The following is an 18017-nucleotide window of genomic DNA, read 5'->3' as shown; positions in this document are numbered from 1 at the left end:
GAGCGTGGAACGGCGCTCCGCCACGGGCCGTCGCCCTTCCGCGGGGCCGGGTGCGCCGGTCAGACGGGTAGCCTTGTGATCAGGTGTGCCGGGAAGTCTGGTCGGCGATGGACGCCCCCTCTCGCGTCGGTGTGCGGGCGGGGCTCCGCGTCCGGACCGTCGCCGTCCCCGGGGGTATCCCATGCCGCGCCCGACCACCGCGCCCGAGAAGCGCCGTATCGCCCATGTGTGGCCGTTCCGTCCGACGGTCCGGTACGGCGGGCAGGTGGCCGCCGCGCTGCGCACCGAGACGGTCGGCGGCATCGTCATGCTGCTCGCCACCGTGGCCGCGCTGGTCTGGGCGAACACCCCGTGGGCCGATGCCTACAAGAGCCTGCAGAGCCACGAGCTGAGCCCGCACTGGCTGGGGCTGGAGCACATGGACGTGCAGCACTGGGCGTCCGGCGGGCTGCTCGCGGTGTTCTTCTTCGTCGCGGGCCTCGAACTGCGCGAGGAGCTGGCGCACGGGGAGCTGCGCGACCCGCGCGACGCGGCGCTGCCGGTGATCGCGGCGGCGGCCGGCGTGGCGATGCCCGCGCTGATCTTCGTCGCGGTGAGCGCGGGGGAGCCCGGGGCGCTGCGCGGATGGGCGGTCCCGACGGCCACCGACATCGCGTTCGCGCTGGCCGTGCTCGCGGTGACGTTCTCGTCGTGCCCGGCGCCGCTGCGCGCGTTCCTGCTGACGCTCGCCGTGGTGGACGACCTGATCGCCATCACCATCATCGCGCTGTTCTACACGGAGACACTGCACTGGACGTGGCTCGGCGCGGGCGTCGTCCTCATAGCCGCCTATGGGCTCCTACAGCGCAGGAACATAAGGTCGCCGTGGCTGTACCTGCCGATCGCGGTGCTCGCCTGGTACTGCGTACAGCGCAGCGGCATCCACGCGACCGTCGCGGGTGTCGCCCTGGGGATGCTGACCGGCGTCAAGGAGACGCCCGATGGCCGGCCCACGAACGCGGAGCGGGCCGACCACGTCCTGCGGCCGCTGTCGGCGGGTTTCTGCGTGCCGGTGTTCGCGTTCTTGTCGGCGGGCGTGGCGCTCAGCGGGTCCGCGCTCGGGGCCGTTCTCGGCGATCGGGTGGCCCTCGGTGTGATCTCCGGCCTGGTGATCGGTAAGTTCGTGGGGGTCCTCGGCGGCGCCTGGACGGCCGTACGGGTCGGCCTGGCGACGCTCGGGGCGGACCTGCGCTGGCGGGAGATCGCGGGAGTCGCGATGCTCGCCGGGGTGGGATTCACCGTTTCCCTGCTGATCGGCGGTTTGGCCTATACCGACCCGTCCCGATTCGAGAGAGTGACGACTGCGGTCCTGATCGCGAGCATCATCGCCTCGGCGGCCGCCGCCGTCGTCTTCCGGAGGAGGGCGCGCCCGCGCCCGGCGGAGTGACGGCCGACCTTGAAGGAGAGGAGCGCCATGTCCGAGGCACTGCCCGGCGAGAGCGTTGAGGACAAGTCCCTCGGCGAGCTCGTCGCGCTGGCGTCCACCAATGTCTCCGCGCTGGTCAGGGCGGAGATCGACCTGGCCAAGCTGGAGCTGAAGGCGGACGCCAAGAAGGCCGCCTACGGCAGCGTGATGTTCACCATCGCCGCGCTGATCGGCGGGCTGATCGTCATCCTGCTGTCGATCGCGCTGGCGTACGGGCTGGTCGCGGCCGGGCTCTACCACTGGGCCGCGTTCCTGGTCGTGTCCGGCATCTACCTGGTGCTCGCGATCGGCCTGATCGGCTTCGGCTACCTGCGCATCCGCAAGATCGACGGGGCGAAGCGGACGCGGAAGACGCTCAAGGACGACTTCGCGGCGCTGCGGCACCGCGGCGACTCGGACACGCCCGCCCTGACGGACTGACCCCTGCCATGTCCGGGCACGAGGTGTCCCTGGTCGAGGTCGACGGGCCGTGGACGCACCGCGCCGTCAGCGCCGGCGGGACGCGGTTCCACGTCGCCGAGGCCGGCGAGGGGCCGCTGGTCCTGCTGCTGCACGGCTTCCCGCAGTTCTGGTGGTCGTGGCACCACCAGCTGGTGTCGCTGGCCAACGCCGGATACCGGGCGGTCGCGGTAGACCTGCGCGGGTACGGCGGCAGCGACAAGCCGCCGCGCGGCTACGACCTGATCACCCTGGCGGGGGACGCCGCGGGGCTCGTGCGCGCGCTCGGCGAGGCGAACGCGGTCGTGTGCGGGCACGACTGGGGCGGGCTGCTGGCGTGGACGACGGCCGTCTACCACCCGAAGATCGTCCAGCGGCTGGCCGTGGTGGGGGCGCCGCATCCGCTGCGGCTGCGGCAGTCCGTGCTGGGCGACCCGCGCGGGCAGGGCTGGGCGACGCGCCACACGTTCGGCTTCCAGCTGCCGATGTGGCCCGAGCGGCGGCTCGTCCGCGACGACGGGGAGCTGGCGGGGCGGCTGCTGCGCGACTGGTCCGCGCCGGGATGGCCGGACGAGCGGACGGAGCGTTTCGTGCGGAAGGCGGTGCAGATCCCGGGGACGGCGCACTGCGCGCTGGAGTACCACCGCTGGCTGATCAGGTCGCAGGCCCGTCCGGACGGCATCCGCTACGCGCACCGTATGCGGGCCCCCATCAACGCGCCCACCCTCCAGTTGCACGGCGCCCTCGACACGTGCACGCTCCCGTCCAGCGCCCAGGGGTCGGGACGGTACGTGGCGGCGCCGTACCGGTGGAAGCTCATCGAAGGGGCGGGGCACTTCCCCCACCAGGAGCGTCCGCGCGCGTTCGACGCGCAGCTCCTCGGGTGGCTCTCCGACCCTGAGCCCGAAAGCTGACGCAGCCCGAAAGCTGACCCAGAGCCTGAAAGCTGACGCGGAGCCCGAAAGCCGGCGCGGGACGCGGCTCTCCGGCGGTGCTCCCGCGATCGAGGCGCCGCGTACGGTTGAGGCATGCGGGATCGTGACGAGTCCGGACGCCCACGCAACGCACGGCCGCGCGACGCGTATGGCCGTCCGCTGCCGCACGGGGCCTCCGGGGTGCCGACCATGCCGGAGGACCTCGACATGCCGCCCGAGGAGGCCCTCGTGGAGGCGCAGCGTCTCCTGGACGAGGACCGGCCCTTCCATGCGCACGAGGTCCTCGAAGCCGTCTGGAAGGGCGCGCCGGAGCCGGAACGGGAGCTGTGGAGAGGGCTCGCCCAGGTCGCCGTGGGGATAACCCACCTGCGGCGCGGGAACCTGCGGGGCGCGCAGGCGCTGCTGAGCCGCGCCGCCGACCGCATCGAGCCGTACAGCACCGAGTCGTATGGTGAGGCCCCTCCGCACGGCATCGACGTGGTGGGCATCGTCCGGCGGGCGCGCGCGCTGGCGGACCACCCCGAGGACACCCCCGTGAAGCTCCGCCTGACAGCGCCCTAGCCGCGGGCCGGTCGGACCGTGTGTCAGTCCGAGCAGCTCTGCGTGCCGACGGGCTTGGTGAGGGACGCGCCGTCCCTGGCGTCCGGCGCGACCTCCTCGGCCGTCAGTGCGTACCCGGTCGACGGCGTGTCCAGCGCCGCCGCGAAGATCACGCCGTAGACGCGGCCCTCGGTGGACAGCAGCGGCCCGCCGGAGTTGCCCGGCTCGACCTTCCCGCGGATCGCGTAGATCTCGCGGCTGACCTGCCCGGCGTGGTAGATGTCCGGGCCGCGCGCGGTCTGCCGGGCGCGGATCCGGGCGGCGCCCGGCGTGAACGGCTGGTTCTTCGGGAACCCCGCGATGATCGCGCTGTCGCGGACCCGCGCCTCCCCGGCGAACTTCAGCGGCTGCGCGTCCAGCTCCGGCACGTACAGCACCGCGATGTCGCGCTTCGGGTCGTACAGCACGACGCGGCCGCGGGTCCGGTTCCCGGTGCGGGACTCCACGATCGACGGCCCCTGGGCGCCCGCGACGACGTGCGCGTTCGTCATGATGTGCTGCGGCGCGAACACGAACCCGGTGCCCTCGATGCGGCGCTGGCACTGCGGCGCGGTGCTGACGACCTTGACGATGCTGTTCTTGGCCTCGCGGAGGCCCGCGGTGTTGAGCACCGACTCGTCCGGCGGCGGCACCTGCACCACCGACTCGCCGCCGAGCCCGTTGAACACCTGCGGGAACTCGCTGCTCTTCACGAACCCCTGGAACGAGGTGAACCAGGTCTGCGCCTGCGCGGGCATCACCCCGTTGATGCCCTTTATGATCGTCGAGCCCTTGACCTGCGTGCGCACCGGCTTGAACTCCGAGTTCGCCACCAGGTTGCCGAAGAACCAGGCGACGACCAGCAGCGACAGCGCGCTGACGAAGGTGCCGCCGACCGCGTCGGCGGTGCGCGCGTTCAGCCCGGTCACCCGGTTGCGCAGCACCGCGCCGACGGAGGAGGCGATCAGCTGCCCGAGCGTGGCGGCCAGGAAGGCGACCACGATGGCCAGCAGCGCCTGCTGCGCAGCCCCGTTCACCGTGGCCTCGGCGATCGGCGGTGCGATCAGCACCCCGATCACGCCGCCGCCGACGAAGCCGACGAAGCTCAGCAGGCTGACGATGAAGCCCTGCCGGTACCCCGAGACTCCGAACAGCACGACGAGCACGAGCAGGATGAGATCGAGAACGTGGTCGTGCAGCACCGCTTCACCGTATAGGGCGCCGGGCCTGCTTCACGTCCCCTCAACGGACCAGTTTGGAGTGCGGCGGATGACCGTGCAGTGCGACGCGGCGCGGGCCCCGTCCGTACCCGGGATGACGCCGGCTCCCTGACCTGCGCGGACTCCGGGCGGGTCGGGAACGGTCCAGGGCCGGGCCGCGCCCGGGGTCAGCCGCGGGACGCGAGGGACAGCACGTCGGGCGGCAGGTCCTCGACGCGACTCGCGTCCCAGGGGCGGTCCCAGCCGCCCGCGACCAGCACCTGCGTCAGCACCGCCGCCGTGAACCCCCACACCAGCATGCCGCCGGCGCGGAACGCCGGGCCCATCTTGATCCCGGACGGGTGCCGGACCGTCAGCCGGTTCGCCGGGTCGGCCAGATCGGCGATCGGGACCCGGGCGACCAGCGCGACCTCGCCCGGATGGCCGGGCGCGACCTCCGACGGCTCCCGCCACCAGCCCGCGACGGGCGTGACGCGGTGCCGGCTGTGCGACAGGTACAGCTCGGGGAGCGTGCAGAGCACGTCCACGCCGGACGGCTCGACGCCGGCCTCCTCCCACGCCTCCCGCAGCGCCGCCGCGACCGGCCCGTCGTCGCCGGGGTCGATCCGGCCGCCGGGGAACGCGGGCTGCCCGGCGTGCTTGGACAGCGTCGCGGCCCGCTCGGTGAGCAGCACGTCCGGGCCGTCCGGGCCCTCGCCGAACAGGATCAGCACGGCGGCGGCGCGGGCTCCGGGCGCCGGTTCGAACATCGGCGGGACCGGCAGCCGCGGCGCCTCGGCGCGGAACCGGTCGAGCCACGGCGGGCAGGTGGATGCGATCTCGGTCACGCCACTCCCAACTCCGGAACGCCCGCGTTCCTTCCCGGCGGGAACGGTTCCATCCCCGCCCGTCACGAGAACGGGCCCGGCTTGACGAGCTTGCGGGCCGTCTCGGCGTCGACCGGGCCCGTCCCGTAGGCCGGGCAGTCCCTGGCGAGCGGGCAGGCCCCGCAGGCGGGACGGCGCGCGTGGCAGATCCGGCGGCCGTGCCAGATCAGCCGGTGCGACAGCATCGTCCAGTCCTTGCGGGGGAACATCTCCCCGATCTCCTTCTCGACCTTGACCGGGTCGTCCTCGGCGGTCCAGCCGAACCGGACGACCAGGCGCCCGAAGTGGGTGTCGACGGTGATGCCGGGCACGTCGAACGCGTTGCCCAGCACGACGTTCGCGGTCTTGCGGCCGACGCCCGGCAGGGTGACGAGGTCCTCCAGCCGGCCCGGGACCTCGCCGCCGAACCGGTCGCGGAGCGCGGCCGACAGCCCCATCACCGACTTGGTCTTGGCGCGGAAGAACCCGGTCGGCTTCAGCAGCGCCTCGACGTCCTCGGGGTCGGCGGCGGCCAGGTCCTCCGGCGTCGGGTACTTCGCGAACAGCGCCGGGGTCGTCAGGTTCACCCGCTTGTCGGTGGTCTGCGCCGACAGCACGGTCGCGACGAGCAGCTGGAACGGGGTGCCGAAGTCCAGCTCGCAGTGCGCGTCGGGGTAGGTCTCGGCGAGCACCCGGTTCATCCGGCGGGCGCGCCGCACCAGCCCGATCCTGGTCTCGTTCCGGAACCTGCGCGCCCGCGCCGCCCCGCCCTGCACCTGCGACCGCTCCGTCGTCATACGGCAAGCCTAGGACCTCACCGGTACCGGCGGCGGCGAAGAAATTTCGGGCCAAGCGCGTAATCGCGGCGGGTTCCCGCCGTCTCTTCAGCACGTAGTACCCCGCGAAGGAGATCTCATTGTCTGAGTCCAGCCAGGTGGTTTCCCTTCCCGCGCGCCGCATCGAGCTCGGGCTGTCGTTCGACGGCTCCGCCCGGCTGGCCGGTCGGCTGCGCCCCCAGGTGCCCGCCGTCGCCGAGGAGGCGGCGCGCCGGATCGAGAAGCGGCTCCCCGAGTTCGTCCGGCCGCACGACCCCCGCTACGGCCGGGTCATGGAGGCGGCGGTGGAGTGCGCGATCGGCCACTTCCTGGACCTGCTGGCCGACCCCGGCGTCTCGTCGGCCGACGTGCTGGACTTCTGGCGGCGGGTCGGCGCCGGCGAGGCGGGCGAGGGGCGCACGCTCGACGCCTGGCAGACGGCGGTCCGGATCGGCGCCGGGGTCGCGGTCGAGGAGCTCACCGAGCGCGCCGGGCGGCTCGGCTACCGGGCCGACGCGTCCACCATGGCGGGCATCACGCACGCGATGTTCGACTACATGAACCAGCTCGCGGCGGCCGTCTCCGAGGGCCACGCCGACGCCGCCGCGCGGGCCGCCGGGTCGCAGCAGGACCACCGGCGGCGGCTGCTGGACCTGCTGCTGGACGACCCCGCCCCCGCCGCCCGGGACCTGCGGGAGATGGCCGGCGAGGCGTCCTGGCCGCTGCCCCGGACGGTCGCGGCCGTGGCGCTGCGCGAGTGCGGTCCCGAGACCCGGCGGCCGTCGCTGCCGCCGGACGTGCTGCTCGGCCTGCACCGCGCCGAGCCCTGCCTGATCGTCCCGGACCCGGAGGGCCCCGGCCGCTCCCGGCTGCTGGAGCGGCGGCTGGACGGCTGGAGCGCCGCGATCGGCCCGGCCGTGGAGCTGACCGGTGCGGCGCGGTCGCTGCGCTGGGCGCGCGACGCGCTGGACCTGGCCGACCAGGGCCTGATCGACCGGGACCCGCTCGCCCCGGACACCCCGATCGCCGCCGAGCTGCACATGCCGATCATCGTGATGATGCGGGAGCGGGACCTGGTCGAGAAGGTGATCGAGCGCCGGCTCGCGCCGCTGCTGGCGGCGCGGCCGGCGCAGCGGCACCGGCTCGCCGAGACGCTGCTGGCCTCGCTGGAGTGCGGGTTCAACGCGACGGCGGTCTCCGGCCACCTGCACGTGCACCCGCAGACCGTCCGGTACCGGTTCCGGCAGCTGGAGGACCTGTTCGGCGACAGCATCAACGCGACGTCGGACCGGCTGGAGCTGCACATGGCGCTGCGGGCGTGGCTCGCCCTCAATCCCGAGCCGTCCGCGCGCGAGCAGCTCCGCTACGGCTGACCGCCTCCGGCGTGCGCGGGGACGGTCAGCTCACGGCCCAGCCCTGGGCGGCCATCCCCGCGTACGAGGACGGCTTGAGCGTGACCGGCTGCAGGCCCGACCAGCTCGCCTGGAGGAACCAGCCGTCGCCGTTGGCGAGCCGGTACACGCCGCCGAACTGCACCAGCTTCCACACCTGGTTCGCGCCGCCGCAGGAGGCCATCACCACGGAGTACTGCTGGCCGCCCTCCCACATGGGCCCCGCCGAGAGCTGCCCGCGCGCCATGCACTTCCCCGTGGACACGCTGGTCAGGGTGAAGCCGCCCGAGGTGTTCTTGCGGCGCCACGTCGTCGCGGTGCCGCTGCACGCCCGCTGGACGACGTTCGTCCCGCTCGGGGCCAGGCAGGACTGGAGGGTCGTGTTGCGCACGCGGTACGGGCCGGTCCCCGCCGGATCCGCGGCGGCGGGCGCGCCGTTCGGGCCGCCGGGCCGCCCGCGTCCGGCGGGCTTCTTCCCGGACGCGTGGTCGGGCGCCACCGCCTCCCGGTCGGGCGCGGCCGTGCTCGCGGGGGACGCCGACGTGGTGGACGGCGGCGCGGCGCGGGTCGTGCCCGGCGGCTTGTCGCCGCCGCCCGTGCCGAGCAGGACGGCCAGGACCCCCGCCGCCGTGGCCGCCGCGACCCCCGCCGGGACGGCCCAGGCGGGGAACGACGCGGCGGGGGCGAGGCCCCCGAACGGGGCGGTCGGGGCGGCCAGCAGCACGGCGCCGATCGGGAGCGCCCGCCGCAGCCGCCCGTTCAGGTCGGCCATCTCCTCCGCGGTACGGCGGCACCGCTCGCAGGACTCCAGGTGACGGCGGAGCGCGCGGCCGCGGCGGCGCCCTGGGCGGCGGACGGACGCGGCGAGCTGCGCGGTGTACTCGGCGCAGTCCGGATGCCCCTCGCAGCTCGCGGCGAGGTACGCCTGCCGGAGCCCCTCGCGGGCCCGGAAGGACAGCTGGGCGACCGCGCCCGCCTCCATCCCGAGGATTTCCGCGACGCGCTGGACGGGCTCGTCCTCGATGACGGTGTGCCACAGGACGGTCTGCCACCGCTCGGGCAGCGACCGGAACGCGCGGACGAGGGCGTCCAGCTCGTCGACGTCGGGCAGCTCCTCGGGCGGGCCGTCGGCCCACTCGGCGACCTGGTCGGTGACGACGGTGCGGCGGTCGGAGCGCGCCCAGTCCACGGCGGCGTTCCGCACGACCGTGTAGAGGTACGGCCGGCACGCCTCGCGCGGGCCGCGGCCCTGCCGCAGCGCCGCCAGCGTCCGGGCGAACGCCTCGCTGGCGAGGTCCTCGGCGAGGTACTGGTCGCGGACGAGCCCGCGGGCGTAGCCGAGGACCGCCGCGTGATGCCGCCGGTACAGCTCGTCCGACGCCCGTTCGTCGCCCGCGCCGGCGGCGGCCGCGAGATCGGCGTCCGGCTCGGTCCCCGCGCCTGTCACCACGACGACATCCAACCCAGAGCACACATCTGATCACAACCCTCGTAGGTCGCCATCCGCCGCACCATAAGACGCCCGATTACTCACTTAATTACGAGGTTTTCGGAAGTTTCCTGAGCATCAGGACCCGTACCCCGGCCCACGTTAAAAAGACGGGTGTGTTTTTTTATGCTACGGTCCCGGCATGATCTACGACTCCGCACGCTGGACGGCCACCCTGGCGGGCCGGCGCGTGCTGATCACCGGCGCGGCGCGCGGCATCGGCGCGGCGCTCGCCGCCCGGCTGCACGAGCGCGGCGCGCGAGTCGCCCTGGCCGGCCTCGAACCGGACCTGCTCGCCCCCGTCGCCGCCGGCTGCGGGGACGCCCCGTGGTGGACCTGCGACGTGACCGACCGCGCCAGGGTCCACACCGTCGTGGACGAGGCGGCGCGCGCGCTCGGCGGCTTGGACGTCGTCGTCGCCAACGCCGGTGTCGCCGCGCAGATGCCGGTGGTAGGCGGCGATCCGGCCGTGCTGGAGCAGAGCCTGCGGGTCAACGTGCTCGGCGCCCACAACACGCTGTCGGCCGCCGGCCCCTACATCAGCCACCGGCGCGGCTACGCCCTGACCATCGCGTCGCTCGCCGCCGCCGTCCACCTCCCGCTGCTCGGCGCCTACAGCGCGTCCAAGGCGGCGGCCGAGGCGCTCGGCGACACGCTGCGCATCGAACTGCGGCCTTGGGCCGCGAAGGCAGGCGTCGCCTACTTCGCCGAGCTCGACACCGACATGACCAGCCGCGGTTTCGGCACCGAGGCCGCCGCGGCGCTCGCCCAGGGCGCGCGCGGGGCGATGGTGTCGCGGGTCGCGCCCCTCAAGGCCGGGATCGACGCGCTGGAACGCGGGATCGCCCGCCGGTCCCGCCGGATCGTCGCGCCCTGGTGGGTGGCGGGGGCGCTGCCCGCGCACGCGGCGCTCCAGCCCCTGCTGGACCGGCTCGTCCAGCCGGGCCTGCGCCGCGCGCTGGAGATCGCGCGCGACGAGCACGCCGCCCTGACCACCCCGCAAGCGGACCGCGCGCTGTGACCGCCGCACCGGACGCGCCGCGGGTGGCGCCGGGCGGCGTCCGCGACGTCGGGCCGCTCAACTGGCTGATCTGCGCGCTGTCCGGCCGGGTCGCCGGGACCGGGCCGCCCAACCTGTTCCTGACCCTGGCGCGGCAGCGCGGCCTGTTCCGCGGCTGGCTCTGGTTCGGCGGGCGGCTCATGCCCGGCGGCAGGCTCAAGCGCCGCGAGACCGAACTGGTGATCCTGCGCGTCGCCCACCTGCGCGACTGCCGCTACGAGTTCGACCACCACGTGCGGCTCGCCCGCCGCGCCGGGGTCCGCTCCGCGGACGTCGAACGCCTCAAGGCGGGCCCGGACGCCGACGGCTGGACCCCGCGCGAGCAGGCCATCCTCACCGCCGCCGACGAACTGCACCACCGCCGGGACCTCTCCGACGAGACCTGGGCGCGCCTCCGCGCCCGGCTCACGGAGGCGGAGTGCGTCGAGCTGTGCATGCTCGCCGGCCACTACGAGATGCTCGCGACGGTGATCACCGCGCTGCGCGTGCGTCCCGATCACCCGCGCCCGCGACGCTGACCCCGTCCCCGCCCCCGGCCCCCGCCCCCAGCCCGGCCCTCAGCCCCAGGAGGTCCCGAATGCGCACCCGACGGCTCATCACCACGACGCTGCTGCTCACGGGAACCCCCGGCCTGGTCCTCGCCGGAGCAGGGCGGCCCGCCGCCGCCGCGCCGACCACGGCGTCCGTGCGGTTCACCGACGCGGCGGGCATCCACGTGGAGCGGGTCCAGCGGATCGACGACCGGCAGTACGCGATCCGGGTCGGCACCGCCGCCCTGGGACGGGCCGTGGACGTCCGCGTCCTGCTCCCGGCGGGCTACGACCCGTCGAAGACCGCGCGGTATCCCGTCCTGTACCTGTTCCACGGGACGGGCGGGCGCGCGTCCGACTGGGTCCGGAAGGGCGGCGCCGAGGCCACCACCGCCGGGAGACCGCTGATCACCGTCATGCCGGACGCCGGATTCGACGGGGACGGCGGCGGCTGGTTCACCGACTGGGCGGACCCGGGCACGAAGCTCGGCCCGTCCCGGTGGGAGACGTTCCACGTCGGGCAGCTCGTCCCCTGGATCGACCGCAACCTGCGGACCGTGGCGGCCCGGCGGGGCAGGGCCGTCGCGGGCCTGTCGCAGGGCGGGTTCGGCGCGATGAGCTATGCCGCCCGGCATCCCGACATGTTCGGCTCCGCGACCTCGTTCTCCGGCGCCCCCGACATCGCCCACGACCCGCTCACCGCCGCCGGAGCGTACGGCGTGATCTCCTACGTCGCCGCCGTGGAGGACGGCGTCCCGCCCGACGCGGTCTTCGGCTCGCGGGTCGCCGACGCGATCAACTGGCGCGGCCACGACCCCGCCACCCTCGCCGCCAACCTGCGCGGGACCCGGCTGTCGCTCTACACCGCCACCGGCCTCCCCGGCCCGCTCGACCAAGGGGTGCCCGACCCGGCGGCGGTGGGGATCGAGGCCCTCACCCACCAGTCGACCCTGACCTTCCACCGCCGGATCCGGCGGCTGGGCATCCCGAGCCGGTTCGACGACTACACCTTCGGCACCCACACGTTCCCGTACTGGGCACGGGACCTGCGCGAGGAGATCGGCCCGCTGATGAGCGCGTTCGCCCATCCGTCCCGCCCGCCGGCGCGCGTCTCCTACACGTCGATCGACCGGACCTGGACGCAGTGGGGCTGGACGATCTCCCTCGACAGGCGCGCACCCCGGGAGTTCAGCCGGCTCAGCGCCGCCGCGCCCACCGGCTTCACCCTGAGGTCGAGCGGCACCGCGACCGTCACGACGCCGCCGTCCTACCGTCCGGGCGCCCGCTACACCGTCACGGTCGGAGGCCGCCGCGTCACGGCCACGGCCGCCGCCTCCGGCCGCCTCACCGTCACCCTCCCGCCGAACCCCCGGGTCACCACGGTCCGCGCCGAGATCACCCGGCGCTGACTCAGCCGTCGAGGACGCCGGAGCGGGCGAGGGCGCGCACGTGCTCGACGATCGGGGGGCCGACGGCGCGCAGGGCCGCCACGTCGCCGGACGCGACCGCGGGCGTCACCATCGTCCCGACCGCCGCGACCACGACCTGGCAGGCGAACCGCGCCCGCTCCCCGGACGCGCCCATCAGGTCGGCGAGCGCCGCCGCCAGGTCGCGCTGGACGGCCGACCGGCGCGCCACGGCCTCCGGGCCGGCGGCGAACACCTCCACCAGGAACACCCGCGCGTAGCCGGGCTCGGACGCGAGGACGTCCAGATAGACGGTGATCGCCCGCTCGAACCGGTCGGCGGGGTCGGCGCCGCCCTGCGCCGCCTCCGCGAGCCGGTCCCGGACCAGCTCGCCGGCCTGGTCGAACGCCGCCATGAAGCAGTCGAGCTTGGAGGAGAACAGCCGGTAGAAGCTCTGCCGGGACACCCGGGCCCGCTTCAGCACGTCCTCCACGGAGGTGCCGGCGTACCCCTTCTCGGTCATCGCCTCGGCCATCGCCGCCAGCAGGCGCCCCCGGTGGACGCGGTCGACCTCCGCACGGGACAGCGCGTGGCGGCCCCGCGGGAGCCGGGCGGGCGAGGACTGCGGCACGGTGATCACGATAGAGCACCCGCCCGCGGCGCTGGCCGTCCGGAAAACGGGGAAGAGACCGGTGTGATGGCATTCACCGGATGGTCCGTACACTGGGCGAACGGGATCGTGGAGGCGGTCCTGCGTTTCGGCGCGCCGTGACCCTACCTTCACGTACGCGGTGGGACGTACGTCACACTATGCATGTAGGTGTTCGAGGAGGAGAAGCGTGACCGACCGCGACGTGGACGTTCTGAGCAGAGCCCCGCTCTTCGAGGCCCTCGACGAGCAGGGTGCCAAGGCGCTGCGCGCCAACGTGACGGAGGTGCGTCTGGCACGCGGTCAGACGCTCTTCAACGAGGGGGAGACGGGCGACCGGCTGTACGTCGTCCTGGAAGGCAAGATCAAGCTGACCCGGACGGCGCCGGACGGCCGCGAGAACCTGCTGAGCGTGCTCGGCCCGAGCGAGATGTTCGGCGAGCTGTCGCTGTTCGACCCGCGGCCCCGCACCGCGAGCGCGATCGCGGTGACCGAGTGCCGGCTGGCCGGGCTCGGGCACGACGACCTGCGGCCGTGGCTGACCGGGCACCCCGAGGTCGCCGTGCAGTTGCTGCGCGCGCTCGCCCAGCGGCTCCGCAAGACCAACGACGTGATGGCCGACCTGGTCTTCACCGACGTGCCGGGCCGGGTCGCGAAGGCGCTGCTGGACCTCGCCGAGCGGTTCGGGCAGCCGTCCGAGGCGGGCCTGCACGTGCACCACGACCTCACCCAGGAGGAGCTGGCGCAGCTCGTCGGCGCGTCCCGGGAGACGGTCAACAAGGCCCTCGCCGACTTCGCGCAGCGCAACTGGCTGCGGATCGAGGCGCGCGCCGTGGTGATCCTGGACATCGAGCGGCTGCGCAAGCGCTCCAAGTAGGGGCGCCGCCGGCCGCCCGGCCGTCCCGGCCCCCGCTCAGCGGCGCGCGGAGGGTCAGGCCGGAGCGTCAGCGGCGTTCGTTCAGGTAGTCCAGCTGCGACTGGACGGACCACTCGGCCGCCGGCCACAGCGACCTGTCGACGTCCGCGTAGACGATCTCGACGACCTCGCGGGCGGTGCCGGCGCCGGCCGCGACGGCGGCCTCGACCTGCGCGAGGCGCTCGCGGCGGTGGTCGATGTAGTGGTCGAGGGCGGCCAGCGGGTCGTCCAGTTTCGGGCCGTGTCCGGGGAGGATCACGGCCGCGTCCCGCTCGGCGGAGAACGCCCGCAGCCGGTCCAGCGAGCTCAGGTAGTCGCCGAGCCGCCCCTCCAGCACGGTGGTCCCGTAGCCGAGGACGGTGTCCCCGGTGAGGACGGCGCGGTCCGCCGGCAGCCAGAACGTGAGCGAGTCGTCGCTGTGGCCCGGGGTCTCCATGATCCGCAGTTCGAGGCCGCCGGTGGTGACGACGTCGCCCTCGGCGAGCCCCTCGTCGCCGAGCCGGTGCCGCGGGTCGAGGGCCCGCACCTTGACGCCCGTCCCCTTGCCGCCCCCTGCGAGCTCGGCGAACTTCACGGCGCCCGCCGAATGGTCGGGGTGGCCGTGGGTGAGCAGGACGAGCCCGACCCGCCGCCCCTGCCCGGCGATCAGGTCGGCGACGCGGCGCAGGTGCTTGCCGTCCTTGGGGCCGGGGTCGACGACGACGACCTCCTCGGCGCCGGGCTCGCCGATGATCCAGGTGTTGGTGCCGTCCAGGGTCATCGCGGACGGGTTCGGCGCGAGTACGCAGGTCGCCCGTTCCGTACCCATCCCATCGATCTCGCTCATATCGCCCATCCTGCCCGAGGCTCGATCGGGGTGGCGGACCGGGTTCCAGCCGAGCGCCTCCAGGCGCCGCAGCGCGGACGTGCCCGCCAGCCGCCACAGGACGGCCCGCGACCAGCCTCCACGAGCGGGCACCCGGCGCGTCACGTCCCGGCTAGCCCTTCGGGTAGTACTCGGCGGCCTTCTCGGGCAGCACCAGCCACGCCTCGCCATCGATGATCTCGGCGGTGGGCTCGTGCACGATGATCTCGCGGGGCGCGGCGAGCGCGTCCGCGACCGTGTCGAACGCCGCCAGCTCGCTCAGGGTCGCCAGCGTCGGCGGCAGCATGAACCACTCGCCGGCCTGCGCCCGCTCCACGGCCTCCGCCGGACGCACCCACGCGACCTGGTCGGCCTCGGTGCTGACGTCGCGCGCGCGCTGACCCTCGGGCATCGCGGCGACGAAGAACCGGGTGTCGTAGCGCTTCGGCTCGATCTTCGGGGTGATCCAGTGCGCCCACGGGCGCAGCAGGTCCGAGCGCAGCACGAGGCCGCGCCGGTGCAGGAACCCGCCGAACGACTGGGACCGGTCCAGCAGCGCCTGCCGGTCGGCCTCCCAGTCGTCGCCGCGGGTGTCGTCCACGACGGAGTCGCCGGTCGGGCCGGCCAGCAGGACCAGCGTCTCCTCGAACGTCTCCCGGACCGCCGCGCACACCAGCTCGCGGGCGGTCTTCTCGTCGGCCTTGAACGCCGCGCCCCACTCGGCGGGCGACGGCCCGGACCAGGCGAGATCGGCCTCGCCGTCGCGCGGGTCGACCGAGCCGCCGGGGAAGACGTAGGCGCCGGGCGCGAACGCCATGGACCGCACCCGGCGCAGCATGAACGCCTGAAGCCCGTGCCGGTCGTGGTCGCGCAGGACGACGACGGTGGCGGCGTGCCGGGCGGGGGCCGGCCGCGCCCTGCCGGACAGGATGTCGTCGATCTGGTCCCGCATCGTCTCCGGCAGCTTCAGCCCGTTCACCATCGCCCCGCCCCACTCGTCGCACTCATGGCGGTTCATTCGGACATACCGAATGGCGTTCCGTCAAGCCCGGCGACAGGTCCGGCGGCCGGTCCGGGCGCGGGTCAGGAGACCTCGGCGATCAGCTCGACCTCGACGGGCACGTTGCGCGGCAGCACGGCGACGCCCACGGCGCTGCGGGCGTGCTTGCCCGCGTCCCCGAACACCTCGCCCAGCAGGTCGCTGGCGCCGTTGATCACCTGCGGCTGGCCGTAGAAGTCCGGGGCGGACGCGACGAACCCGACGACCTTGACGATCCGCACCACCCGCGACAGCTCGCCGAGCTCGGCCTTCAGCGCCGCGACGCAGTTCAGCGCGCAGATCCGGGCCTGCTCGGCGGCCACCTCGGCGGAGACCTCGGCGCCCACCTTGCCGGTCACCTTGATCTCGCCCTTCACCAGCGGGACCTGCCCGGCGGTGTAGACGAGCGAGCCCGTCCGCGCGGTCGGCACGTACGACGCCAGCGGCGTGACGACCTCGGGCAGCTCCAGCCCCAGCTCGACGATGCGCTCTTCGGGCGTGCTCATGGCGTTCCTCCTCGTTGAGGCGTTCTCAAGTGCTTGCGGTGACCTTCGGCAGGCTACGACTGGATCTCGCGCTTGAAGTAGGCCACCAGGTTCTCCGGGTTCGGGCCCGGCAGGACGGTGACGAGCTCCCACCCGTCCTGGCCCCAGTTGTCGAGGATCTGCTTGGTCGCGTGCACCAGCAGCGGAACGGTCGCGTACTCCCACTTCTTCATGGGTTTCAGCCTAGCGATCAGCGGGTCGCGCCCCCGCCGGAACCCGCCTTCAGAGCACCGCCACCAGCGCGCCCGCGGCGGCGGCCTCCACGCAGAAGTAGAACCACGTCGGGTAGAAGCCGCCGGACCGGTCCGCGGCCCATCCGACGAGGCGCCCGGCGGCCATCCCGCCGAGCGCGCACGCCACCGCGAGGACGGCGCCCTGCCGCACGCCGTGCGCGTCGGCCGCCGCCGCGGCGAGCAGTCCCGCCATCGCGACGCCGAACCCCCCGTAGACGGCGCGGACCTCCGTCCGGGCGGCGGGCGACCCCAGGACCACCCCGAACGGCCTGATCAGCGCGGCCGGCGCGGCGAGGCCGTAGACCCCCATCCCGAGGAAGAAGACCGCGACGATCGCGATCACGGCGGTGGGCATGCTCGACCTCCGGGGTTCGCCGAATGCGTTCACCCGGGAGCATGGCGCGCCGTGCCGGACCGGCGCTTCCAAGAACGTGCTGCGCCCGCGCGCCGCACCGGCTTGTGCCGCACCGTGGGCCGCACCGGCTTGGGCCGCGCACTTGGCCGTGCCGGGTCAGTCGGTGGCGGTCGCGTCGTAGTGTTCGCGGGCGGAGCGGATCTCGGCGATGTTGTGCTCGGCGAAGTGCCGGACGGACGCCAGCAGCGGCACGAGCCGCTCGCCCAGCAGCGTCAGCGTGTACTCGACCTGGACCGGCACGGACGGGGTGACGCTGCGCGCCACGAACCCGTCCCGTTCGAGGGAGCGGAGCGTCTGCGTGAGCATCTTGGCGCTGACGCCCGGCAGGGCGCGCGCGAGGTCGGCGTACCGGCGCGACCCCTGCGTCAGTTGGAACACCACCACCGAGGTCCACTTGTTGCCGAGGACGGCCAGGACGTCATGGGTGGGGCAGGCGTCCATGTAGGAGTCGAAGGCGGCCTTCGCCTCGCGCCGCCGTTCGGCCGCGGTCATCGTCGTCATGCTGCGGACTCACCTCCGGGTGCCGATCGCACTCCGAAGTAACCTCTTCCGGCGCCGCGATGTTCCGGGCGACAGTGGCCGTACCGCGGGGGCATTCCCCGCGCTTCCTCCCACGTCAGGAACGGAGTTTCGGCATGCGCGCGATCATCGTGGAGAAGCCCGGCGGACCGGCCGCGCTGGAGGTCGCCGAGGTCGGGGAGCCGAGCCCGGGACCCGGCCAGGTGCGGATCCGGACGGCGGCGGCCGGCGTGAACCCGGTGGACGCGGCGACCCGCGCCGGGCTGCTCGCCGACGCGGGGCTGATGCCCCCGTTCGGCTCGCGGGGCCCGATCGGCATCGGCTGGGACGTCGCCGGGACCGTCGACGCGGTCGGTCCGGACGTCACCCGGTTCGCGCCCGGCGACCCGGTCGTCGGGCTCCGGGACCGGCTGGACGTCCCGCTCGGCGCCTACGCGGACGCGATCGTCCTGGACGCGTCCGCCGTCGCGCGCGCGCCGCGCTCCGCGTCGCCCGCCGAGGCCGCGACGCTCCCGCTGAACGGGCTCACCGCGTCACAGGCCCTCGACCTGCTGGACCTTCCGGCCGGCGGGACGCTGCTGGTCACGGGCGCGGCGGGCGCGCTCGGCGGGTTCGCCGTCCAGCTCGCCGTGCTGCGCGGGCTGCGGGTCGTCGCGGCGGCGTCGGCGGCGGACGAGGCGCTGG

21 protein-coding genes are annotated in these 18017 nt (G+C 74.2%); 10 read left to right on the top strand and 11 right to left on the bottom strand.

The annotated features are described in order from the left end of the window. The first annotated feature begins 181 nt into the window (after positions 1 to 181). From nhaA to ABZ914_RS22720, 4 genes are all read left to right on the top strand, one after another. On the top strand, positions 182 to 1426 hold the full coding sequence (gene nhaA / locus ABZ914_RS22735; RefSeq protein ID WP_500195440.1) for a Na+/H+ antiporter NhaA: 1245 nt from the start codon (positions 182 to 184) through the stop codon (positions 1424 to 1426). 27 nt (positions 1427 to 1453) lie between these two features. Further along, positions 1454 to 1885 (top strand): phage holin family protein, encoded by a 432-nt coding sequence (locus tag ABZ914_RS22730; RefSeq protein ID WP_190856055.1) that lies wholly within the window; start codon positions 1454 to 1456, stop codon positions 1883 to 1885. Between the two features lie 8 nt (positions 1886 to 1893). Next, the gene (locus ABZ914_RS22725) at positions 1894 to 2817 is read left to right on the top strand and encodes an alpha/beta fold hydrolase (protein ID WP_500195438.1); all 924 of its coding nucleotides are present in this window, start codon (positions 1894 to 1896) and stop codon (positions 2815 to 2817) included. A gap of 114 nt (positions 2818 to 2931) precedes the next feature. Then, positions 2932 to 3399 carry a DUF309 domain-containing protein gene (locus ABZ914_RS22720; RefSeq protein ID WP_500195436.1) on the top strand — a complete coding sequence of 156 codons (468 nt, stop codon included), beginning with the start codon at positions 2932 to 2934 and terminating at the stop codon, positions 3397 to 3399. A 23-nt stretch (positions 3400 to 3422) separates the two neighbouring features. Here the strand turns inward: ABZ914_RS22720 and ABZ914_RS22715 are convergent, their stop codons facing one another. The 3 genes from ABZ914_RS22715 to nth form a co-directional block, all read right to left on the bottom strand. Further along, positions 3423 to 4619: a MarP family serine protease gene (locus tag ABZ914_RS22715; RefSeq protein ID WP_190856052.1), complete on the bottom strand. Its 1197-nt coding sequence runs from the start codon at positions 4617 to 4619 to the stop codon at positions 3423 to 3425. Between the two features lie 185 nt (positions 4620 to 4804). Next, positions 4805 to 5464 (bottom strand): NUDIX hydrolase, encoded by a 660-nt coding sequence (locus ABZ914_RS22710; protein WP_433143989.1) that lies wholly within the window; start codon positions 5462 to 5464, stop codon positions 4805 to 4807. Positions 5465 to 5526: 62 nt separating this feature from the next. Further along, positions 5527 to 6279 (bottom strand): endonuclease III, encoded by a 753-nt coding sequence (gene nth / locus ABZ914_RS22705; protein ID WP_190856051.1) that lies wholly within the window; start codon positions 6277 to 6279, stop codon positions 5527 to 5529. 119 nt (positions 6280 to 6398) lie between these two features. Between nth and ABZ914_RS22700 the strand changes: the two genes are divergently transcribed. Then, positions 6399 to 7670, top strand: coding sequence for a PucR family transcriptional regulator (locus ABZ914_RS22700; protein WP_500195433.1), 1272 nt, complete (start codon positions 6399 to 6401; stop codon positions 7668 to 7670). A gap of 25 nt (positions 7671 to 7695) precedes the next feature. Here ABZ914_RS22700 and ABZ914_RS22695 read toward each other — a convergent pair whose 3' ends face one another. After that, positions 7696 to 9138 carry a sigma-70 family RNA polymerase sigma factor gene (locus ABZ914_RS22695; protein ID WP_500195431.1) on the bottom strand — a complete coding sequence of 481 codons (1443 nt, stop codon included), beginning with the start codon at positions 9136 to 9138 and terminating at the stop codon, positions 7696 to 7698. Between the two features lie 181 nt (positions 9139 to 9319). Between ABZ914_RS22695 and ABZ914_RS22690 the strand changes: the two genes are divergently transcribed. From ABZ914_RS22690 to ABZ914_RS22680, 3 genes are read left to right on the top strand one after another with little or no spacing between them, the layout of a single operon-like run. Beyond that, positions 9320 to 10198, top strand: coding sequence for an SDR family NAD(P)-dependent oxidoreductase (locus tag ABZ914_RS22690; RefSeq protein ID WP_500195429.1), 879 nt, complete (start codon positions 9320 to 9322; stop codon positions 10196 to 10198). Further along, on the top strand, positions 10195 to 10755 hold the full coding sequence (locus tag ABZ914_RS22685) for a carboxymuconolactone decarboxylase family protein (protein WP_500195427.1): 561 nt from the start codon (positions 10195 to 10197) through the stop codon (positions 10753 to 10755). Before ABZ914_RS22690 ends, ABZ914_RS22685 begins: the two co-directional genes overlap by 4 nt. A 59-nt stretch (positions 10756 to 10814) precedes the next feature. Beyond that, a complete protein-coding gene (locus tag ABZ914_RS22680) occupies positions 10815 to 12176 on the top strand; it encodes an alpha/beta hydrolase (protein WP_500195425.1) in 1362 nt (453 codons plus the stop codon). A gap of 1 nt (position 12177) precedes the next feature. On the opposite strand, the gene ABZ914_RS22675 is transcribed toward ABZ914_RS22680, so the two are convergent. Further along, a complete protein-coding gene (locus ABZ914_RS22675) occupies positions 12178 to 12804 on the bottom strand; it encodes a TetR family transcriptional regulator (RefSeq protein WP_190856046.1) in 627 nt (208 codons plus the stop codon). 208 nt (positions 12805 to 13012) lie between these two features. On the opposite strand from ABZ914_RS22675, the gene ABZ914_RS22670 reads away from it, so the two are divergent. After that, positions 13013 to 13699: a Crp/Fnr family transcriptional regulator gene (locus ABZ914_RS22670; protein ID WP_067483689.1), complete on the top strand. Its 687-nt coding sequence runs from the start codon at positions 13013 to 13015 to the stop codon at positions 13697 to 13699. Positions 13700 to 13766: 67 nt separating this feature from the next. Here the strand turns inward: ABZ914_RS22670 and ABZ914_RS22665 are convergent, their stop codons facing one another. From ABZ914_RS22665 to ABZ914_RS22640, 6 genes are all read right to left on the bottom strand, one after another. Continuing rightward, positions 13767 to 14564 (bottom strand): MBL fold metallo-hydrolase, encoded by a 798-nt coding sequence (locus ABZ914_RS22665; RefSeq protein ID WP_500195447.1) that lies wholly within the window; start codon positions 14562 to 14564, stop codon positions 13767 to 13769. A 151-nt stretch (positions 14565 to 14715) separates the two neighbouring features. Next, positions 14716 to 15534, bottom strand: coding sequence for an NUDIX hydrolase (locus tag ABZ914_RS22660; RefSeq protein WP_500195446.1), 819 nt, complete (start codon positions 15532 to 15534; stop codon positions 14716 to 14718). Between the two features lie 131 nt (positions 15535 to 15665). Beyond that, positions 15666 to 16127 carry a RidA family protein gene (locus tag ABZ914_RS22655; RefSeq protein WP_500195422.1) on the bottom strand — a complete coding sequence of 154 codons (462 nt, stop codon included), beginning with the start codon at positions 16125 to 16127 and terminating at the stop codon, positions 15666 to 15668. A gap of 53 nt (positions 16128 to 16180) precedes the next feature. Continuing rightward, positions 16181 to 16339 carry a Sp36 family protein gene (sp36, locus tag ABZ914_RS22650; RefSeq protein ID WP_151540233.1) on the bottom strand — a complete coding sequence of 53 codons (159 nt, stop codon included), beginning with the start codon at positions 16337 to 16339 and terminating at the stop codon, positions 16181 to 16183. A gap of 49 nt (positions 16340 to 16388) precedes the next feature. Continuing rightward, positions 16389 to 16754, bottom strand: coding sequence for a DUF4345 family protein (locus ABZ914_RS22645; RefSeq protein WP_500195420.1), 366 nt, complete (start codon positions 16752 to 16754; stop codon positions 16389 to 16391). A 156-nt stretch (positions 16755 to 16910) separates the two neighbouring features. Next, entirely contained in the window at positions 16911 to 17315 is a 405-nt protein-coding gene (locus ABZ914_RS22640; RefSeq protein WP_190856042.1) for a winged helix-turn-helix transcriptional regulator, read from the bottom strand. 134 nt (positions 17316 to 17449) lie between these two features. Between ABZ914_RS22640 and ABZ914_RS22635 the strand changes: the two genes are divergently transcribed. Then, a partial coding sequence (locus ABZ914_RS22635; RefSeq protein WP_500195418.1) for an alcohol dehydrogenase catalytic domain-containing protein occupies positions 17450 to 18017 on the top strand: 568 nt, incomplete at its 3' end.

The organism is Spirillospora sp. NPDC046719 (assembly GCF_040645715.1).
Lineage (GTDB): Bacteria > Actinomycetota > Actinomycetes > Streptosporangiales > Streptosporangiaceae > Spirillospora.
The sequence above is the reverse complement of the archived record's forward strand: the minus strand, read 5'-3'. Positions and strand labels throughout refer to the sequence as shown.

Excerpts from the sequence above, each read along its gene's own strand:
- nhaA (WP_500195440.1), top strand. The coding sequence starts at position 182 with ATGCCGCGCCCGACCACCGCGCCCGAGAAGCGCCGTATCGCCCATGTG.
- ABZ914_RS22730 (WP_190856055.1), top strand. The coding sequence starts at position 1,454 with ATGTCCGAGGCACTGCCCGGCGAGAGCGTTGAGGACAAGTCCCTCGGC.
- ABZ914_RS22725 (WP_500195438.1), top strand. The coding sequence starts at position 1,894 with ATGTCCGGGCACGAGGTGTCCCTGGTCGAGGTCGACGGGCCGTGGACG.
- ABZ914_RS22720 (WP_500195436.1), top strand. The coding sequence starts at position 2,932 with ATGCGGGATCGTGACGAGTCCGGACGCCCACGCAACGCACGGCCGCGC.
- nth (WP_190856051.1), bottom strand. The coding sequence starts at position 6,279 with ATGACGACGGAGCGGTCGCAGGTGCAGGGCGGGGCGGCGCGGGCGCGC.
- ABZ914_RS22690 (WP_500195429.1), top strand. The coding sequence starts at position 9,320 with ATGATCTACGACTCCGCACGCTGGACGGCCACCCTGGCGGGCCGGCGC.
- ABZ914_RS22680 (WP_500195425.1), top strand. The coding sequence starts at position 10,815 with ATGCGCACCCGACGGCTCATCACCACGACGCTGCTGCTCACGGGAACC.
- ABZ914_RS22665 (WP_500195447.1), bottom strand. The coding sequence starts at position 14,564 with ATGAGCGAGATCGATGGGATGGGTACGGAACGGGCGACCTGCGTACTC.
- ABZ914_RS22660 (WP_500195446.1), bottom strand. The coding sequence starts at position 15,534 with ATGCGGGACCAGATCGACGACATCCTGTCCGGCAGGGCGCGGCCGGCC.
- ABZ914_RS22655 (WP_500195422.1), bottom strand. The coding sequence starts at position 16,127 with ATGAGCACGCCCGAAGAGCGCATCGTCGAGCTGGGGCTGGAGCTGCCC.
- sp36 (WP_151540233.1), bottom strand. The coding sequence starts at position 16,339 with ATGAAGAAGTGGGAGTACGCGACCGTTCCGCTGCTGGTGCACGCGACC.
- ABZ914_RS22645 (WP_500195420.1), bottom strand. The coding sequence starts at position 16,754 with ATGCCCACCGCCGTGATCGCGATCGTCGCGGTCTTCTTCCTCGGGATG.
- ABZ914_RS22640 (WP_190856042.1), bottom strand. The coding sequence starts at position 17,315 with ATGACGACGATGACCGCGGCCGAACGGCGGCGCGAGGCGAAGGCCGCC.